The 15818-nt window shown below is 70.6% G+C and carries 15 protein-coding genes; 4 read left to right on the forward strand and 11 right to left on the reverse strand.

The features are described 5' to 3' along the window. Position 1: 1 nt before the first annotated feature. The 5 genes from C4V41_RS41800 to C4V41_RS41820 form a co-directional block, all read right to left on the reverse strand. Positions 2-1027, reverse strand: a complete 1026-nt coding sequence (locus C4V41_RS41800) for a YihY/virulence factor BrkB family protein (protein WP_103961565.1) — start codon at positions 1025-1027, stop codon at positions 2-4. 28 nt (positions 1028-1055) lie between these two features. After that, positions 1056-1769 (reverse strand): type 1 glutamine amidotransferase, encoded by a 714-nt coding sequence (locus C4V41_RS41805; protein ID WP_103961566.1) that lies wholly within the window; start codon positions 1767-1769, stop codon positions 1056-1058. Further along, positions 1759-2988: a MurT ligase domain-containing protein gene (locus tag C4V41_RS41810; protein WP_103961567.1), complete on the reverse strand. Its 1230-nt coding sequence runs from the start codon at positions 2986-2988 to the stop codon at positions 1759-1761. The genes C4V41_RS41805 and C4V41_RS41810 overlap by 11 nt, the downstream gene beginning before the upstream one ends. 52 nt (positions 2989-3040) lie before the next feature. Further along, entirely contained in the window at positions 3041-6001 is a 2961-nt protein-coding gene (locus C4V41_RS41815; RefSeq protein ID WP_103961568.1) for an ATP-binding protein, read from the reverse strand. Positions 6002-6072: 71 nt separating this feature from the next. After that, positions 6073-8019 carry a hypothetical protein gene (locus tag C4V41_RS41820; protein ID WP_103961569.1) on the reverse strand — a complete coding sequence of 649 codons (1947 nt, stop codon included), beginning with the start codon at positions 8017-8019 and terminating at the stop codon, positions 6073-6075. A 169-nt stretch (positions 8020-8188) separates the two neighbouring features. On the opposite strand from C4V41_RS41820, the gene C4V41_RS41825 reads away from it, so the two are divergent. From C4V41_RS41825 to C4V41_RS61105, 3 genes are all read left to right on the forward strand, one after another. Continuing rightward, positions 8189-8851 carry a hypothetical protein gene (locus C4V41_RS41825; protein WP_146103984.1) on the forward strand — a complete coding sequence of 221 codons (663 nt, stop codon included), beginning with the start codon at positions 8189-8191 and terminating at the stop codon, positions 8849-8851. 80 nt (positions 8852-8931) lie between these two features. Continuing rightward, on the forward strand, positions 8932-9498 hold the full coding sequence (locus C4V41_RS41830; RefSeq protein ID WP_103961571.1) for a hypothetical protein: 567 nt from the start codon (positions 8932-8934) through the stop codon (positions 9496-9498). A 7-nt stretch (positions 9499-9505) separates the two neighbouring features. Then, the gene (locus C4V41_RS61105) at positions 9506-10855 is read left to right on the forward strand and encodes a hypothetical protein (protein ID WP_146103985.1); all 1350 of its coding nucleotides are present in this window, start codon (positions 9506-9508) and stop codon (positions 10853-10855) included. On the opposite strand, the gene C4V41_RS41840 is transcribed toward C4V41_RS61105, so the two are convergent. Continuing rightward, positions 10842-12083 (reverse strand): hypothetical protein, encoded by a 1242-nt coding sequence (locus tag C4V41_RS41840; protein WP_103961573.1) that lies wholly within the window; start codon positions 12081-12083, stop codon positions 10842-10844. The two genes, C4V41_RS61105 and C4V41_RS41840, sit on opposite strands and share 14 nt — an antisense overlap. Before the next feature lie 249 nt (positions 12084-12332). On the opposite strand from C4V41_RS41840, the gene C4V41_RS41845 reads away from it, so the two are divergent. Further along, positions 12333-12842 carry a helix-turn-helix domain-containing protein gene (locus C4V41_RS41845; protein ID WP_235030715.1) on the forward strand — a complete coding sequence of 170 codons (510 nt, stop codon included), beginning with the start codon at positions 12333-12335 and terminating at the stop codon, positions 12840-12842. Here the strand turns inward: C4V41_RS41845 and C4V41_RS41850 are convergent. The 5 genes from C4V41_RS41850 to C4V41_RS41870 form a co-directional block, all read right to left on the reverse strand. Beyond that, positions 12824-13570 carry a methylated-DNA--[protein]-cysteine S-methyltransferase gene (locus tag C4V41_RS41850; protein ID WP_103961575.1) on the reverse strand — a complete coding sequence of 249 codons (747 nt, stop codon included), beginning with the start codon at positions 13568-13570 and terminating at the stop codon, positions 12824-12826. The genes C4V41_RS41845 and C4V41_RS41850 overlap by 19 nt on opposite strands. Continuing rightward, on the reverse strand, positions 13567-14127 hold the full coding sequence (locus tag C4V41_RS41855; protein WP_235030716.1) for an RNA polymerase sigma factor: 561 nt from the start codon (positions 14125-14127) through the stop codon (positions 13567-13569). Before C4V41_RS41855 ends, C4V41_RS41850 begins: the two co-directional genes overlap by 4 nt. A 103-nt stretch (positions 14128-14230) precedes the next feature. Next, positions 14231-14536 (reverse strand): DUF1416 domain-containing protein, encoded by a 306-nt coding sequence (locus C4V41_RS41860; RefSeq protein ID WP_103961576.1) that lies wholly within the window; start codon positions 14534-14536, stop codon positions 14231-14233. Next, entirely contained in the window at positions 14536-15375 is an 840-nt protein-coding gene (locus tag C4V41_RS41865; protein ID WP_103961577.1) for a sulfurtransferase, read from the reverse strand. The genes C4V41_RS41860 and C4V41_RS41865 overlap by 1 nt, the downstream gene beginning before the upstream one ends. Next, positions 15372-15785 (reverse strand): DUF4395 domain-containing protein, encoded by a 414-nt coding sequence (locus C4V41_RS41870; protein ID WP_103961578.1) that lies wholly within the window; start codon positions 15783-15785, stop codon positions 15372-15374. Before C4V41_RS41870 ends, C4V41_RS41865 begins: the two co-directional genes overlap by 4 nt. Positions 15786-15818 lie beyond the last annotated feature (33 nt).

A 15818-nucleotide genomic window follows, 5' to 3' on the forward strand; every position in this document is an offset into this window, starting at 1 on the left:
TTCAACGACGCAGCAGTCTGCGGGCGGCGGTGATCACGGCGGAGCCGACCTCACCCACCAGCGGCTCGCGCTCCTCCTCGGCGCTCGGCCCGGCGTCGGGATGCGCGGGCGCCACGCAACCGGCGCGGCACGCCTCCAACTGCGCCGCGAACGCCAGCCCCAGGAAGAGCGCGATCGAGCTGAGGAACGACCACAGCAGCAGCGCCATGACGGCGGTCAGCGGCCCGTACGTGTGACCGAACGTGCCGTTGTACTCGGTGTAGAGGGCAAGGCCCAGCGTGAAGAGGATCCACAGGGCCAGCGCCGCCAGCGCGCCGACGGCCAGCCACGTGTGGCCGGGCTGCCGGCGCCGGGGCGAGGCCCTGAACAGGATGACCGTGGACACCAGCGCCAGCAGGAAGCCGAGCGGCCAGCGGGCGAACGCGAACGCCTGGCGGGCCCCCGAACCCCAGCCGAACACCTCGGCCATCGCCCGGCCCAGCTCGCCGCCGCCGACCAGGACCGTGAACCCGGTGATCATGCAGACCCCGGAGGTCAGCGCGAGGACGGCCGCCCTGGCGTACTTGCGGTGGAACGGCCGGTCGCGCTCGACCCCGTAGATCCGGTTCGCCCCGCGCTCGAACTGCGCCATCGCGGTCGTCAGCGCCGCCAGCGTGGTCCCCAGGCCCAGCCAGAGGGCCAGCTCGTCCCGGGTGCGGTCGCCACCCGAGAGGGCCTGAGCGACGGCCTCACCGCCGTCTCCGGGCGCCAGAGCGCGCAGGGTCAGCTCCAGCACCCGGCCCAACTGCTCCTGGTCGGTCACGGCGCTCAGACCGACCAGGGCGATGGCGCCGGGGATGATGGCCAGGCAGATCTGGAAGGCCAGGGCCCGCGAGTGGCTCATGCCGTCGCCGTACCTGAACCTGATCAGCGAGTCGCGCGCGAAATGCCACGCGCCGTATTTCCTGAGGGTCTCCCACGCGTCGTCGGCGGAGAGTTCCTCTCCGCTCATCGTGCGCGTCTGGGGGACGGTGACGGTGGATCCCACTCCGCACGCCCTACCCACAGAGGGGCGTTTAGTGCTGCAGTACGGTCGCCAGACGCTCCTGGCGCAGGGCCTCGTAGCGCGAGTCGTCGAGCGGCGCCAGCTCCCCCACCCGCCACGCCAGCAGCAGGTCGGCCAGCGCCGGGTTCCTGGCCAGCGCCGGGCCGTGCAGGTAGGTGCCGACGACGTGGCCCGCGTAGCAGCCCTCGAAGCCGTCGCCGTTGCCGATGCCCTTGATCGTCCGGGACAGCGGCTTGACCCCGGGACCGAGGTGGGTGATGCCCATGTGGTTCTCGAAGCCGGTCAGCGTGGGCAGGTTGAGCGCCGCGTCCACCTCGGCCACCAGCTCGCCCACGGCCCGCGCGGGCCCGCGGGAGCTGGCGATGTCGAGCAGCCCGATGCCGTCGACCGGCTGGCCCTCCTCGCCGCCGAACGTGCTGCCCATGATCTGGTAGCCCGCGCACACCGCCAGCATGGCCGCGCCGCGCGCGATGGCGCGGTGCAGGCCGCCGTCTCTACGCAGACGCTCGGCGGCCAGGATCTGCGGGCGGTCCTCGCCGCCGCCGATCAGGTAGATGTCGCCGGTCTCGGGGATGGGGTCGGCCGAGCGTACGTGGATCGTCTCCGTCTCGATGCCCCGGCGCCGCGCCCGCTGCTCCAGGACGAGCACGTTGCCCTGGTCACCGTAGGTGCTCAGCAGGTCGGGGTAGATCCAGACGATGCTGAGTGCGCTGTCAGACGGCACGTCCGAACTCCGATCGGATCGACTGGAAGGCGGTGTAGTTGGCGATCACGTCGACCCGGCCGGGCGGCTGCATGGCCAGGGCCTCGCTGAACGTGTCGCACAACATGAACGGCACGTCGGCCACGTCGAGCCGGAGCGCCAGGTCGAGACGGCGCTCGCCGGTGACGAAGACGGGACGCCCGCGCAGGATGCGGTAGTCGACGTCCCACAGCCACGAGGTGTCGCGGCCGTCGGGGCCCTGCGCGTTGACGGACAGGATGATCGGCAGTTGCGGATCGGCGACGTCGAACGCCTCCAGCCAGCCCGCCGGGTTCTTCGACAGCAGCAGCCGCGCGTGGCGGCCCTCACGCTCGACGGTCGTGTAGCGGCCCGCGACCGAGGTGACCTCGCGCAGCCGGGGCAGCGCCCGCTCGACGGACAGCCCGAACGCCTCGGCCACCGCCAGCGCCATCACCGCGTTGGAGCGGTTGGCCAGGCCGGGAAGCTGGATGTCGAGCAGCCACCGCTGCTTGTACGGATCGACCACCATGTCGTCGTCGAGCACCCACTGCGGCTCGGGCCGGTGGAAGGTGCACTCCCGGCACGCCCAGTCGGCGTCCTTGCGGTCGAGCGGGCCGCCGCACTCGGGGCAGCACCAGGAGTCCTCCTTCCACCGCTGCCCGCCGGACACCCAGGTGACCTTGGCGGCGGTGGAGGCGCCCCAGGTGACGAGCGGGTCGTCACAGTTGGCGATGACATGGGTGGGCTTGCCGGAAAGGGCCCTGCGCCACTTCTGGGCCAGCAGCCAGATCTCGGCGGCACGGTCCATCTGGTCGCGGCTGAGGTTCATCAGGCAGACGACGCCGGCGCCGGTCGTGTCGAGCACCTCGGGCAGGTATTTCTCGTCGACCTCCAGCACGCCGTAGGGGGCGCCCTTGTGCTGGGAGAGCGCGGAGACGTGGCCCGCCGGCATGTTGGCGCCGAAGGCGTTGGTGGCCACCTCGCCGAACTCCAGCAGGGCGGAGGTGATCAGCCTGGTCGTGGTGGTCTTACCGTTGGTGGCGCTGACCAGGGCCAGCTTGCGGTCGCGGGCGAGTTTGCGCAGGAGGTCGGGCTCTAGCATCAGGCCCACCCGCCCGCCGATCACCGAGCCGTCACCGCGCCCGGTCATCCTGGACAGCGTGGCGGCGCTGCGGCCCAGGGCGCTGGCGAGTTGCGCCCGCAAAGGAAGCTGGGTCATGCCCAAGGATCCTAGTCGTCGTTGGGCCTTGGTCTGATGACGCACACGAAAGTCAGGCGGGCGGGGAGTCCGCGAAAGCGATCTCCGGCGCGCCGCCGTGGTCGAACGGCAGCACGAAGCGGCGTGGCCACGACAGCACCCCTTCCAGCCATCCCGCCCCCATCGTCTGCCCGACGTGCCGGATCCTGGCCGTGGCCTCGATGCCGATCGCGACGGTCGTGATGTCGCGCTGCACGCCCTCGTTCTCGTCGTCGCCCAGGATCACCCGCCAGGCCAGCGCCCTGTTGCGGTCGACCTCCATCGACAGCGGGTGGTGGCGCAGCGCCTTGGCCCGGTGGCCGAGCAGCTCCGTGTGGACGAGGTCGCCCGTGCCGTTGCCGTTCGGCTGGCGGAACAGGGCGTACTCCATGGGCGGGGCGGGGCTGCGCAGGTTGGGGGCCGGCTGGCCGTACGGGAAGAGCCTGTCCACCTCGTGCAGCCAGCGGACCTGCGGGATGACCCACGACGCCCCAGGGCGTTCGCCGCCGCTGTCGAGCGCGGACAGCAGGCGCGTGGCCGTCTCGGCCGCCTTCTCCGTCAGCAGCGCCGGGTCGAACCAGCTCCGCAGCGACCAGGCGCGCCGCTGCACCGCGCGTTCGACCAGCGTGGCGAGCAGGCACTCCCGGCGCCTGGCCGGCAGGTCGGACCAGGCGGCGGCCAGGGCGCGCGGCACGCCGGGCAGCGGCCGGTTGCTGACGAAGGCCAGGATGACCGTGTCGCACCAGATGCGCAGCCAGGCCCACTCGGGCGCGTCGGCCAGCACGTCGGCCTCGCGCAGCTCCACCAGCGTGCACGCCTGCCCGGTGCGGCACTGCGCCCCGCACGCCGCCGACCTGCGCCCGCGGATGGGCGGCGGCGGGCCTGGGAGCACCTTCTCGCGGGCCTCACCCAGCGGTACGCGCACGCGCAGCGGCCGGTCCATCCCGTCGGCGAACACGGCGGCCGCGCCCGGCTGGAGCGAGACCACGTGGCGGGACTGCTCGTCGCTCAGGTTCATGGCGGCGCCGACGAGCTTCCTGTCGTCCTCGGCGGGCAGCCGGTGCACGACCTTGAGCGCGGTGTTCTTGACCACGTCGGAGATGAGCTTGGTGGGGATCTGCTCGGCCACGACGATGCCCTCGCCGTACGCCCTGATCTCGGCGAGCAGGCCGGCCAGCAGCTCCACGGCGTGGGTCGAGGCCCGGCCGTGGCCACGGTCGCGCAGCAGCCGGTGCGCCTCCTCGATCACGATGACGTGGCGCAGCCCGTCGGCCTTCTCCCTCCTGGCCCGCATGCGCAGGTGCTCGACGATCCGGATGATCAGCGTGCCCATGAGGAACGCCTTGTCCTCGTCGTTGGCGACGTCCTCGATCGCCAGGACGACGTCGCGCCGCAGCAGGCCGCCGATGTCGGCCGGATGCCCGCCCTCGAAGAAGCGGCCCGCCGAGCCCACCCGGAGCGAGCGCAGCCGCAGCGAGATGAAGCCCTCGACGTCGGCCTGGACCTCGCGGCCGTAGCCGATCTCCTTGATGACGTCCATGGCGTGCTGCTGGAGCTGTTCGAGGGTGGGGACGCTGGGCGGCACGTTCGAGCCGGGCACGGCGCCGCCGGTGACGACGTCCCAGCCGGTGGCCTCGTAGACGCGCTGCAGGGCCAGCGACATGATCTGCGGGAACGGCTCCTCGGCGTCGAAGGCCGCCATGAACAGCGCGCGCACCATGTCGATGTGGGCCTGCACGGGGTAGCCGGGCTCGGGCTCCAGCGGGTTGATGCTGAACGGCACGCCGTCGGGCGCCGACGGGTTGATCACCGTGATGGGGTCGTCGATGCGGCCGGCCATGGCGGCGTACTCGGATTTGGCCGGTTCGATGGCCAGCCACGGGATGCGGGCCCTGCTGAGCTGCTCCAGCAGGTGGCGTACGGTCTGGGACTTGCCCGAGCCGGTCGCGCCCGTCACGAACGCGTGCCGGTTGAGCGTGGCCAGCGGCACCCGGAACGAGCCGACGCCGCGGTCCTGGCCGTCGAGGATCTCGCCCAGCTCCAGCTCGCCGCCCTCGGCCTCGGAGGTCACGTCGAAGAAGCCCGATTCGAGCACGCGCACCCCCGGCACCTCCCGCCGGGGCAGCCCGGCCAGCGCGGCGAGCGCCCCCGCGGTGGCGGCGAACGGGGCCGCGGCGCCGTCGGCGGGGTCCTGCATGGTGATGGCCAGGGCCTCCGACAGCGCGTAGACGGCGCCGTGGGAGCTGCGCAGGCGGTACGGGTGGTGGCTCATCTCGACGGACCCGACGAGCACGGGCGCGATCTGGCGCAGCTCGTCGGCCGTGGCGCCGCCGGCGAGCACTCGAACGTTCCACAGGCCCGCCTCGCGGAAGGCGTCCAGCTCCTGCATGCGGCGCTCGGCCCGCTCGGCGTCGAAGCGGGAGCGCTCGGAGGCGTCGCCGTACTGGCGCAGCACGTTGAGCTGGGTGCGCAGGTGGGCCACCTCGGCGTCGAGCAGGTCGGTCGGCTCGGCCACCACCAGCCACGCGAACGGCCGCGACATGAGCGTCACCAGCGTCGACTCGAACAACGTCGGCCGCCGGAGCTCGTCCGGGTCGAACTCGCGCCCCTTGCTGCCCAGCGGCGGCGCCTGCCGCCCCGGGCACGGCGTCCACACCAGGTCGGCCAGGTCGGCCAGATATTCGTCGTCGAGCTGCACCCCGCACGCCCCGCCGGGAAACAGCAAGGGCTGCGGCCCGCTCGGATGGCCGGGCGCGTCGGTGGCCCGGCGCGGCTGGCGCGGTGGCGACAGCGGGCCCGCGTTGGTGATGAGTTCCAGTGGCGCTCCCGAGCCACGCGACAGCCACCCGATCACAAAAGGCCGGTCGCGCTGCGCCGCCGACAGCACCGCGGGAAGCACGGTGACGAAGTCCCATTCGGCCGACGAACTACGCGAGGGTGCTGCGATCGACTGGATTCGATACCAGGGCCCGCTCAGCGAGACACTCGGCTGCATTTCATTCCCCCACAGACGGTTCTTTAGTAAATTCCGCCAACCGTCAGCTCGTCACCTTGACATTGACCATGTCATTGCCTGCCCTTGCGCCAGTCCAGGCGTGGCGGTGGTGGCCCGAGGTTCGGTGGCGGCTCTCCGTTGCCGTCGCCGTCCTTGGGGTCGAGGGCGAGTACGGCCTCGCGTACGTCCTCCAGCTCGCCGAGCGTGGTCTTGGGGAAGGTGAGGATGGCCGGGTTGGCGTCCGCGAGGCGTACGCGCCTGCCCTGGGCCGTGGCGTCCGTGACGATCACCGACGTCGTGGGGAGCTGCTGGAGCTCGTGCGGCTCGACGAGGAACTCGCGCGAGCGCTGCAGCACCCGCTCCTTCTCCGAGATCTTGTCGGCGGTCCTGCCCCACTCGGTGGACTCGGTGATGTCGCCGGCCAGGTCGGCGTGGTTCTCGGCGCGGTCCTCCCGCTCGTCGTCGAGCTGGGCGATCGTCGAGATGTAGCCGCCGTCGAGGCCGGGCAGCGAGTCGCTGATCGTCTCGGTGAGCTGGGCCAGCTCCAGGCGGTGCTCGGTGCCGACGTGCTCGCTGGCCACCCGGGCGTCCTCGGCGTTGCCGAGCCGCATGAAGGCCACCGCGGCGTGCCCGCGGCCGAGCCGCTCCCGCACGGTCGGGGTCAACGACCGATAAGTCAGGACAAGTCCGGTACGCGAGGTCTCGCAGGCGTCCATCAGCCGGTCCAGCACGTCGCCCCTGAGCTTGTCCGCGCCCGCCACGATGATCGTGTGGTACCAGGGCCGGTCGGAGGCGGCGGACTGGCGCAGGATGTGGGTCAGGGCGGTGGCCACGTAAGTGCCGAGCACCCGGTTGCCGAACACGCCCGCCTGCCGGTCCATGCTCACCACGCGGAGCCTGGCGGGCGGCAGGCGTACGGCCTCGGTGCCCAGCGTCTCCAGCTTGCGCAGCTGCGACTCAAGGGCCCAGGCCCGCTCGATCACCACCCGGTCGCTCACCCCGCGCCCGAACAACGTCCCGATGCGCTCCAACTGGGTCGCGGTGATCAGCCCGAACCGCAGGTCGTCGCGTGGGTCGCCCACCTGGGCCAGCGCCCGCAGCGCGGCGGTCACCTGGCTGATCGTGGCGTTGTCGCCGAGCACCTCCAGCACCCGCTCCAGGATCGCGTTGTCGAAGCTGAGGTCGCGCGTGGTGCGGTGCTCCTCGCTCACGCTGACCACGTGGGCCAGCACGTCCGCGAACGCCTCAGGCTTCAGCGTGGCGCCCAGGTCGAGCTTGGGCAGATCGACGGGCAGCACCCAGACCAGCGGGTCGTCGCCGCCCTTGCGGGCCAGCTCGATGAGGTCCTTGGCGATCGCGCCCTCGGACAGGTCGAGCACGGTGAGATGGCCGCCGCTGTAGAGCCGCGTCGCGCCGAGCAGGGTGACCAGCGCCGACCATCCCGGCAGCGTGCCGCCCGCCACGTCGATGCGGTCGATCTCGTCGGGCACCGCGACGGCGTACCAGGTGAGCTGCCGGTCGTGCCGCTCCTTGGACTCCTGCCACTCGCGGTAGCGCTGGGCGTGCTCCTCCTGCGCGCGGAACAGCTCCTTGTCACGTTCCCGCTGCTGCCGTTCGTCCCTGGCCCGCTGCTCCAGCACCCGGTACTTGACCGCCCGATCGCCCTGCACCAGCGCGTAACTGCAGATCCCCGCCACACCGCCGGCGGCGACGAGCCCGAGCAGCGCGAACGACCAGCCCAGGTATCCGGACAGGGCCGCCGCCAGGATCAGGACGGTCAGGATCAACATGAACAGCCGGAAAATTCGTACCGGCCGGTTGAGCATGTCCTCTTGCAGCCGTTCACGGCGAAGTAACTCGAGCTCGGCGGGATCGGGCTCCGCCGCAGGCGCCGTCTCCTCGACGGGCGAGGGCCGCTTGGGCGGGGGGCCGGGGTCGGGGTGCAGCAGGATGTACTGCCAGCCCAGGTAGATGCGGTCCGCCTGGAGCTGGGCATGCTCAGGATGCACGTCCGTCACGTGACCCTCCGGCCGCCGATATGTCGTTAGGAGTGGGGGTCAGCCCTTTCCGCTTCGTGACAGCGTATGAGCTACAAGCCCGGTAGCGGCAGGGTTCTCGGCAAATCGCCCGGTCCGATGGGAGCATTGCGGCGAATGGGACAAGCGATACCTATTACCATCCTTATCCATGACGGAACCCTCCGGCGAGAGCACTGACAAGCCCAGACGCCCGGTAGTGGTGCCCGCAGTCGCTCTGGTGGCGTTCACCGGTGTCGGGATCACCGCCCTGCTGGGCGGACTCGGCCAGGCCCCCGAACTGCCCGAGCCCCAGAAGCAGGGCGTGGTGGTCGACCAGGGCCGCTACTCCACCGAGTTCGTCGAGGCCCGGGTGACGGTGGAACCGGCCAAGACCGACTTCGAAGAGGACAAGCGGTTCGTGGAGATGGTCTTCGACGTCACCAACCAGGGAGACGACACCGCCTCGATCGGCATGCCGCCCGAGACGTTCGAGAAGGCGTTCACCGGCACCTCCTTCGCCGGGTCGCTGGTGAGGATCACCCCGGCCTTCGGCAAGGACGCCGGCCCTTTCACCTTCGGGCTGGCCAAGGACGGTGAGACCCGTCAGCTCCACCCCGGAGTGGCCACGAAGGTCATCGTCCGGTACCAGCTCAAGGACACCGACCAGCCGCCGAAGGAGATCACCCTCGACGTGGCCTCCTTCGAGCAGAGTCCCAGCTTCCTCAGCGGCATCTCGGAGTGGCGGATGGTCAGCGACGAGAAGAACGACAAGGTGCTCCCCGAGGTCACGGCGCGGGTGACGTTGCCGGTCCAGGGAGGTGACGGAGCGTGACCGCGACAGAACCAAGATCAGCCGTTGCTCCGTCCCGGGCGAACAGGCGGGCCGGGCGTCGGCGCGAGGGCACCGGATCCGTGCTCCTCACCACCGCCGCGGGTCTCGTGCTGATCATCGGCGCTCTCTGCGTGCAGTCGTTGCAGCTCGGCCCCGAAGCGCGCCTCGCACCACTGACGTACGTGGGCGCCAAGGGCGAGGCAGTGGACGCGGGGCGGTTCACGGCGCGGCTGGACTCCTTCTCCACCGCCAAGTCGATCCAGAGCAGCGGCAAGACCATAGGGACCGACGGCCTGTTCTTCATCATCAACGTCTCGGCCAAGAGCAGCTTCGAGCCCTACCACCTGGGCCAGCCGGTGCTGCTGACCGCCGACGGCAAGAGGTTCTCCGCCACGGACAGGGTGGACAGCACGTTGACGCTCTCGAACGCGTGGGTGCAGCCGGACATCTGGGTCAGCGGCCGGTTCTTCTTCGAAGTGCCCGCTTCGGCGCTGCCGGAGGCGCGGGTCATCATCGCTCTCCCCGCGAAGGCGGGACTGGTGGAATCGTTCGAACCAGAGGTCGAGGTGGATCTCGGCCTGGACGAGGCGGCGGCGCGCAAGCTCGCCGCCTCGCCGCAGGACGTCTACTCGACGGATAAGAAGTGATCGCGGGATGAGCACCAACGACGAGCGTGGCTGGTTCGCGCCGAAGAACGACCGGTGGCAGGAGGAGGATCCATGGCGGGAGGAGGATCGGCCGCCACCGCCCAGTTCGACTCCTCCTCCTGGTCTCAGCGTCCCTCTGGACGAGCCTTCGCCCGCCGAGGAGACCATCCCCTACAACCAGATCGTCCCGCCGATCAGCGATCAGGGCAGGCCGGCTCCGTCTCGTGAGCAGGGGATGCCGTTCGAGCAGGGGACGCTGCCGCGCCGGGGCAGGCGCCACGTCCAGGAGCCACAGCAGCAGCCACCCGGCAACCCGCCGGGGACCGGCATGACGCACGGCCACGGCGTGCCGCCCACCATGGGAGGCGTGCCCTCAGGACCTCGCGCCGAGGGCGGCCCGTCTTTCGGGCAGAACCCGCCGCCCGGCCAAGGTGGCGCACCCTACGGACAGAGCCCGCCGCCCGGCGCACCCTACGGACAGGCCGGGCCGGATGCCGCTCGGGCGCGGAGTGGTCCGCCCGACGTCTCACGCCCGCAGCGTCCGGTGCCACGGCACGGGATGCCCACCGCGCCGCACCAGGGACGCCCCCGGCACCTCCATTCCGACCAGCAGGTCTGGCCTCCCGCCGCCCGGGAGCCCGTCGGTGGCAGCACTCAGCCCATCCCCGCCGTACGGCTGCCCGCACCGGCGCCGGCCACCGCTCCGGAAGCTCCGCGGCCGGAAGACCGTCAACCGCCGCCTCAGGGCCCTCAGGAGCCCGCCGCCGCCCAGCCCGCCCCGCGCCCCCGGCGGCAGCGCACGCTGCTGGTCGCCGCGGGCGCCGTGCTCGTGTCGCTTCTCGCCACCGGCGCGCAGGTGTACGACGGTTATCTCTTCAGGGAGAAGACCGTCACCCAGGACATCAAGGTGACGACCGTCGCCGCGGGCGGAGTCGGCAAGGTCCACAACATCGAGTACAAGTCCAGCATCACCCCCACCCAGGCCCCCAAAGACAGCAAGCACGGCCCTGAGGTGACGTGGTTGAAGGTGGTCATCTCGAAGAAGGTGCTCGACGCCGCCCAGGCCACCATGACCTCCGCGCCCTACGACGTCGAGCTGGAAGACCGCCGGGGCCGCACCTGGACCGTGGTGATGGACCGGTACGGCACGCTGTCGACGGAGGACAAGCTCGAAGTGGGCAAGGAGTACAAGATCGACGGCATGGCCATCGTGCCCACCCCGGTGGCGAACGAGGTCGAGCTCAGCTTCCGGCCGAGCTCCTACCGATCGGACACGCCCACGGAGGACCTCTTCAAACGGGAGACCGTGGAGAAGATGGGGGAGGACAACGAGGTCCTGCGGTTCAGGCGTCGCTGAGCGCTTCGCCCTTGAGCCGGGCCCTGGTGGCCGCGATGTCGTACGTGGCCGCCAGGAGGGCCATGGTGACCACGGTCACGATCATGTCCCGTACGAACGCCACCGGCGGCCCTTGCAGGACCCAGATCCATTCCTCGCCGGTGCCGATGAGCGTGCGAACCACCCGGTCGGCGTACTGAGCGGCCACGTCGATGCTGACGTAGCACAGGCACATCATGCCGAACAGGGGAAACCCGCCCTTGAAGATCATTCGCAGCGAGTTGGCCAGCGGCACCCAGCGGTCCCTGAACCCGCCGGTCACCTGGTTGAACGACTTCTGCGTGAGGTCGTGGCTGCTCTCCAGGCGGTCCACGCCCTTCTCCAGGCGGGTGCCCTTCACCAGGGCCCGGGTGTCGTCCGAGAAGGCGCCGAAGACGAGCATGGCCACCGTCAGCCAGGCCAGCGGAACCGCGACAGCCTCCAGGAGCAGTGGCCAGACGTCCGCGAACCCGGTGGTGAACGCGTCCCAGCCCGGCACGCTCGTCCGCGCCTCGTCCAGGACCTCCTCCGAGTCGGCGACCACGTTGCGGTGCTCGATCCAGTCGGCACGGGCCTGGGCGAAGGAGTATGTGGCGTTGAGCCCCAGGAAGACGAACGCGAACTCGCTGAAGGCCGCGCCGAAGCCGTAGAACTTGCCCTGCTTGTTCTCCAGGAGCTTGGCGAACAGCAGCTTCAGCCCGAACATCACGGCCATCGCGACGAGCGAAATGCGCCAGTCAAGGTCGATCAGTCCGCGCCCGACCACCGATTTCTCACCGAACCACGAAGCTTCCGTCCCGTCGTAGTAGTGATGGAAGATGTCCATCTGATAGATGGCCCTGGCGTCCTCCGTCTGGAAGCCCCATGCCAGATAGAGCACGGCGTAGGCGGGGGCCGCCCGGTCGAGCACCCTGAAGAACCGCTCGTCCGGCGCGCCCTCCTCGGTTCTGGCCCGCATTTCCCACAGGGCGCCGCGCAGGCTGTGGAGCATCCCGATGGTGACGGTCATCGCGACCAGGACGATGAGCGTGAGCAGGGTCATGACGGCCACGAGGCGGAGTTGCCTGGCGTCGCCGTAGGCCACCTCGACGGCGCCGTACAGGAGGACGAAGCGCGCCAGTTCGCCGGCGGAGAACCAGAGGATCAGCGGCAGCGCGCATTTCCCCGCCAGCCGTAGTGCGTGCAGGGGAAGCGAGTACGGCGACGGCATTCGCTGAGCCGGTGTAGGCCCAGGTCGGGGTGGTGCCGTCACACCTGGCGATCCGGACATCTGTCGAATCGTATCGGTCTGTCCCTTGTGCCGCAGCCGCAACTCCAGAAAGTTGCATGATCACATAGCGTGAGTCGCCCCAGGGCAACGGCGAAATATCCGCTGCCCGATACGCACCCCTCGGCGACGTACGTGGGGCAACATGACTGTATGGAGCCGCAGCCCGCAGTCGACACAGATCCTCGCGTGGTGGGAGATCGGCTGCGGCGGCTGCGGCAGGCGCGCGGGGTGTCGCTGTCCGAGCTGGCCAAGCGGGCGGGCATCGGCAAGGCGACCCTGTCGGGGGTGGAGACCGGGACCAGGAACCCCACCCTGGAGACGTTGTGGGCCATCACGGCGCAGCTCGGCGTGCCGATCGGGGCGATACTCGACGCGCCGCCCGAGCCGCAGATCATGCGGGGCACGGCGATCGAGGCCGAGCTGCTCGAGGTGTTCGAGGACGACCGCGTCACCTACGAGCTCTACCGCGTACGCGTCCCGCCCGGCCTCACCCAGACCTCCCCCGCCCACCACGAGGGCGTGAGCGAGCACGTCACGGTCTTCACCGGCACCCTGAGCGCCGGCCCCATCGACGAGCCGCTCACCGCCGGGCCCGGTGACCACATCTCGTGGCGGTCCGACGTGCCGCACGGCTACCGGGCGCACGGCCCCGACGTCGTACGCGCCACGCTGCTGATGCGCTACCCCACCAAGCCCTGAGCCGGCCGGCAGGTGCGGCACGGGCGGTAGCCGGCGGCGCCCGCCTGGACGAGAGTGCGGAAGCCGTGCCGGTGCCTGGGCGTGATGCGCCTGGCGTTGTGGCAGGTCGGGAAGCACACGACGCCCGTCGTGTCGCTGGCCAGGTAGAACACGCGCTCCCCAGCCAGTTCACGCAGCCCGTCCAGGTCGGTGCCCTCGGCCAGCAGCAGTCGTTCCTTGGCGGCGGAGCCGAAGACGTAGTCGCCGACGACGCCGTCCGATCGGATGACCCGGTGGCAGGGGATGAGGAGGGGGAGCGGGTTGGTGCCGAGGGCCGTGCCGACCGCGCGGACGGCCTTGGGGCGGCCGACGCGCGCGGCGATCCAGGAGTAGGGGCGCACCTCGCCGCGCGGAATGGTGCGTACCGTCTCCAGGACCTCGCGCTGGAAGTCGCTCGTCCCGCGCAGGTCCAGCCGCAACCCGGACAGGCGGCCGGTACGCAGGGCGGGCAGCAGGCCGGCGGGCGGGCGCTCCGCGGGCAGCAGGGGGCGGGCGAAGCGCTTCCTGAACGCCGGGGTGAAGCCGTCGCCCGCGTGCACGTACGCCACGCCCTGGTCGGTGAACGCCACCCGCAGCTCCCCGATCGGTCCTGGCACGCTCACCCAGCGCGCCGCGATCCGGTCGAGCAGCCCGTCGGGCGGGTCGGCCGCCAGTGCCGCGAGTCCGGTGAGCAGTGGATCCTGGGTCATCGGGCACCTCCCAGTGCTCTTAGCCGCCTCAACCCCCGCGACACATGCGACTTGACCGTGCCCTGGGGGATCTTCAGCACGGTGGCGATCTCGCTGACCGGCAGGTCCACGACGTGCCTGAGCACGACCGCGGCCCGCTGCTCCTCCGGCAGCTCGCCCAGCATGCGGGCCAGCTCGTCGCCGGTCTCGTGGCGCACCGCCGTGTCCTCCACGTCCTCGCCGGGATCGACGCCGTCGATCGGCTCGTCGCGCAGGTCGGGTGGCGGCTTGCGGGACTTGGCGCGGGCGCAGTTGCGCCAGACGTTCATCAGGATCGTCATCACCCACGCGCGGGGCTGGAGCTCGGCGATGCGCTCGCGGTCGTAGCCGGCCAGTCCCCGGTACGCCCGCAGGAACGCCTCCGCGGTGAGGTCCTCGGCGTCGGCCCAGCGCCCGCTCAACCGCAGCGCGGTCGAGAAGACCAGGCCGCGGTAGGCGCCGTAGAGCTCGGCGAACCCCTCGTCGAGGTCGTCGAGCAGCGCCTTGCGCACTGGGTCGAGACAGTCGAATTCACTCACATCAGGTACAACACCGCCGAGAGTTAAACGGTTGCACGCGCCCGGGAAAGCCGACGCCAAAGGCCCGCGTCCAGGAAAGACGCGGGCCTTCGCATGTGTGCGGTCAGACGGCGACGGCGAGCTGGGAGACCTCGCCCAGCTTGGCCTCGACCTGGATGTCCCTGGTCACGCCGCCGCCCGCGATGATGCGGACGGTCCAGTCGCCGGGAGCGGCGAAGAAGCGGAAGACGCCCTCGTCGGACACGACGACCTCACCGGTGAACTCACCGGAGTGGTCGAGCAGCCGCGCGTACGCGGTGCCGGCGCCGGTCACCACGCCCTGAATCACGGCCTGGTTGGCCAGGTCGATTCCGGCGGGCAGCGTGATCGTCTGCTCCGGCGCTCCGCAACCCTGTGCAGCGCTCGTCATCAGCGGGCCTCCCCCAGCTCGATCGGCACGCCCACGAGCGAGCCGTATTCGGTCCACGAACCGTCGTAGTTCTTCACGTTGGACTGCTCCAGCAGCTCGTGCAGCACGAACCACGTGTGCGCCGAGCGCTCGCCGATGCGGCAGTAGGCGATGGTGTCCTTGCCGAAGTCGACCCCGGCCTCCCCGTAGAGGGCGCGCAGGTCGTCGTCGGACTTGAAGGTGCCGTCGTCGTTGGCCGCCTTGGACCACGGGATGTTGCGGGCGGTGGGCACGTGGCCGCCGCGCTGCGCCTGCTCCTGCGGCAGGTGGGCGGGGGCCAGCAGCTTGCCGGTGAACTCGTCGGGCGAGCGCACGTCGACCAGGTTGAGCTTGCCGATCGCGCCGACCACGTCGTCGCGGAACGCGCGGATGGCGGCATCCTGCTCCTGCGCGGTGTACTGCGTCTTGGCCCGCTGGGGCACCTCGCGCACCAGCTCGCGGGAGTCGAGCTCCCACTTCTTGCGCCCGCCGTCGAGCAGCTTCACGTCCTGGTGGCCGTACAGCTTGAAGTACCAGTAGGCGTAGGAGGCGAACCAGTTGTTGTTGCCGCCGTACAGCACGACGGTGTCATCGTTGGAAATGCCGCGGTCGGACAGCAGAGCCTCGAAACCGGTCTTGTCCACGAAGTCGCGGCGCACCGGGTCCTGCAGGTCCTGTCGCCAATCGACCTTGACGGCGCCACGGATGTGGCCCTTGTCGTAGGCGCTGACGTCCTCGTCGACCTCGACGAGAACGACTCCGGGCGTGTCGAGGTTGGCCTCGACCCAGTCGGCGTCCACCAGGGCGGCGGAACGACTCATTGGGAAACCTCCATTTTGGCGGCGGGCAGTAGACGGCGAATCAGCAGGTACATCTCGCAGCCGAGGCAGAATCCGAAGGCTGCGTTGAGGAAGGCGGCGAGGAGGGCCGCGGCCGTGGCCACGAGGGCCAGCGGCGCGATCCCGGCGAGATATCCGGTCAGGCCCGCGACCGCGAAGACCAGACCCACCCCCTGGGCGAAGCGGGGCGGGCGGGCGTCCTCGGTCTCCTTCGGGGCGCTCTTGACGAACGCCTTGAAGAGCATCGCGTACGGCGAAGCCCAGGCGGCGCCGAGTGCGAAGACCACCGCCTGCGCGGCGAGCGGCCAGGCACTCTCCGTCACCAGGACAGAGGCGAGGACCAGGGTGGTGATGGCCGCGCCGAAGCGCAGCGCTCTAGGATCGGCACGCATCGCGGGATGCTCCTGAAGGGGTCGACGGGGCGG

This window comes from Nonomuraea solani (assembly GCF_900108335.1).
Classification (GTDB): domain Bacteria; phylum Actinomycetota; class Actinomycetes; order Streptosporangiales; family Streptosporangiaceae; genus Nonomuraea; species Nonomuraea solani.

Coding starts and splice junctions, on each gene's coding strand:
- C4V41_RS41810 (WP_103961567.1), bottom strand. CDS start 2,988: ATGACCCAGCTTCCTTTGCGGGCGCAACTCGCCAGCGCCCTGGGCCGC.
- C4V41_RS41815 (WP_103961568.1), bottom strand. CDS start 6,001: ATGCAGCCGAGTGTCTCGCTGAGCGGGCCCTGGTATCGAATCCAGTCG.
- C4V41_RS41825 (WP_146103984.1), top strand. CDS start 8,189: ATGACGGAACCCTCCGGCGAGAGCACTGACAAGCCCAGACGCCCGGTA.
- C4V41_RS61105 (WP_146103985.1), top strand. CDS start 9,506: ATGAGCACCAACGACGAGCGTGGCTGGTTCGCGCCGAAGAACGACCGG.
- C4V41_RS41840 (WP_103961573.1), bottom strand. CDS start 12,083: ATGCCGTCGCCGTACTCGCTTCCCCTGCACGCACTACGGCTGGCGGGG.
- C4V41_RS41850 (WP_103961575.1), bottom strand. CDS start 13,570: ATGACCCAGGATCCACTGCTCACCGGACTCGCGGCACTGGCGGCCGAC.
- C4V41_RS41860 (WP_103961576.1), bottom strand. CDS start 14,536: ATGACGAGCGCTGCACAGGGTTGCGGAGCGCCGGAGCAGACGATCACG.
- C4V41_RS41865 (WP_103961577.1), bottom strand. CDS start 15,375: ATGAGTCGTTCCGCCGCCCTGGTGGACGCCGACTGGGTCGAGGCCAAC.
- C4V41_RS41870 (WP_103961578.1), bottom strand. CDS start 15,785: ATGCGTGCCGATCCTAGAGCGCTGCGCTTCGGCGCGGCCATCACCACC.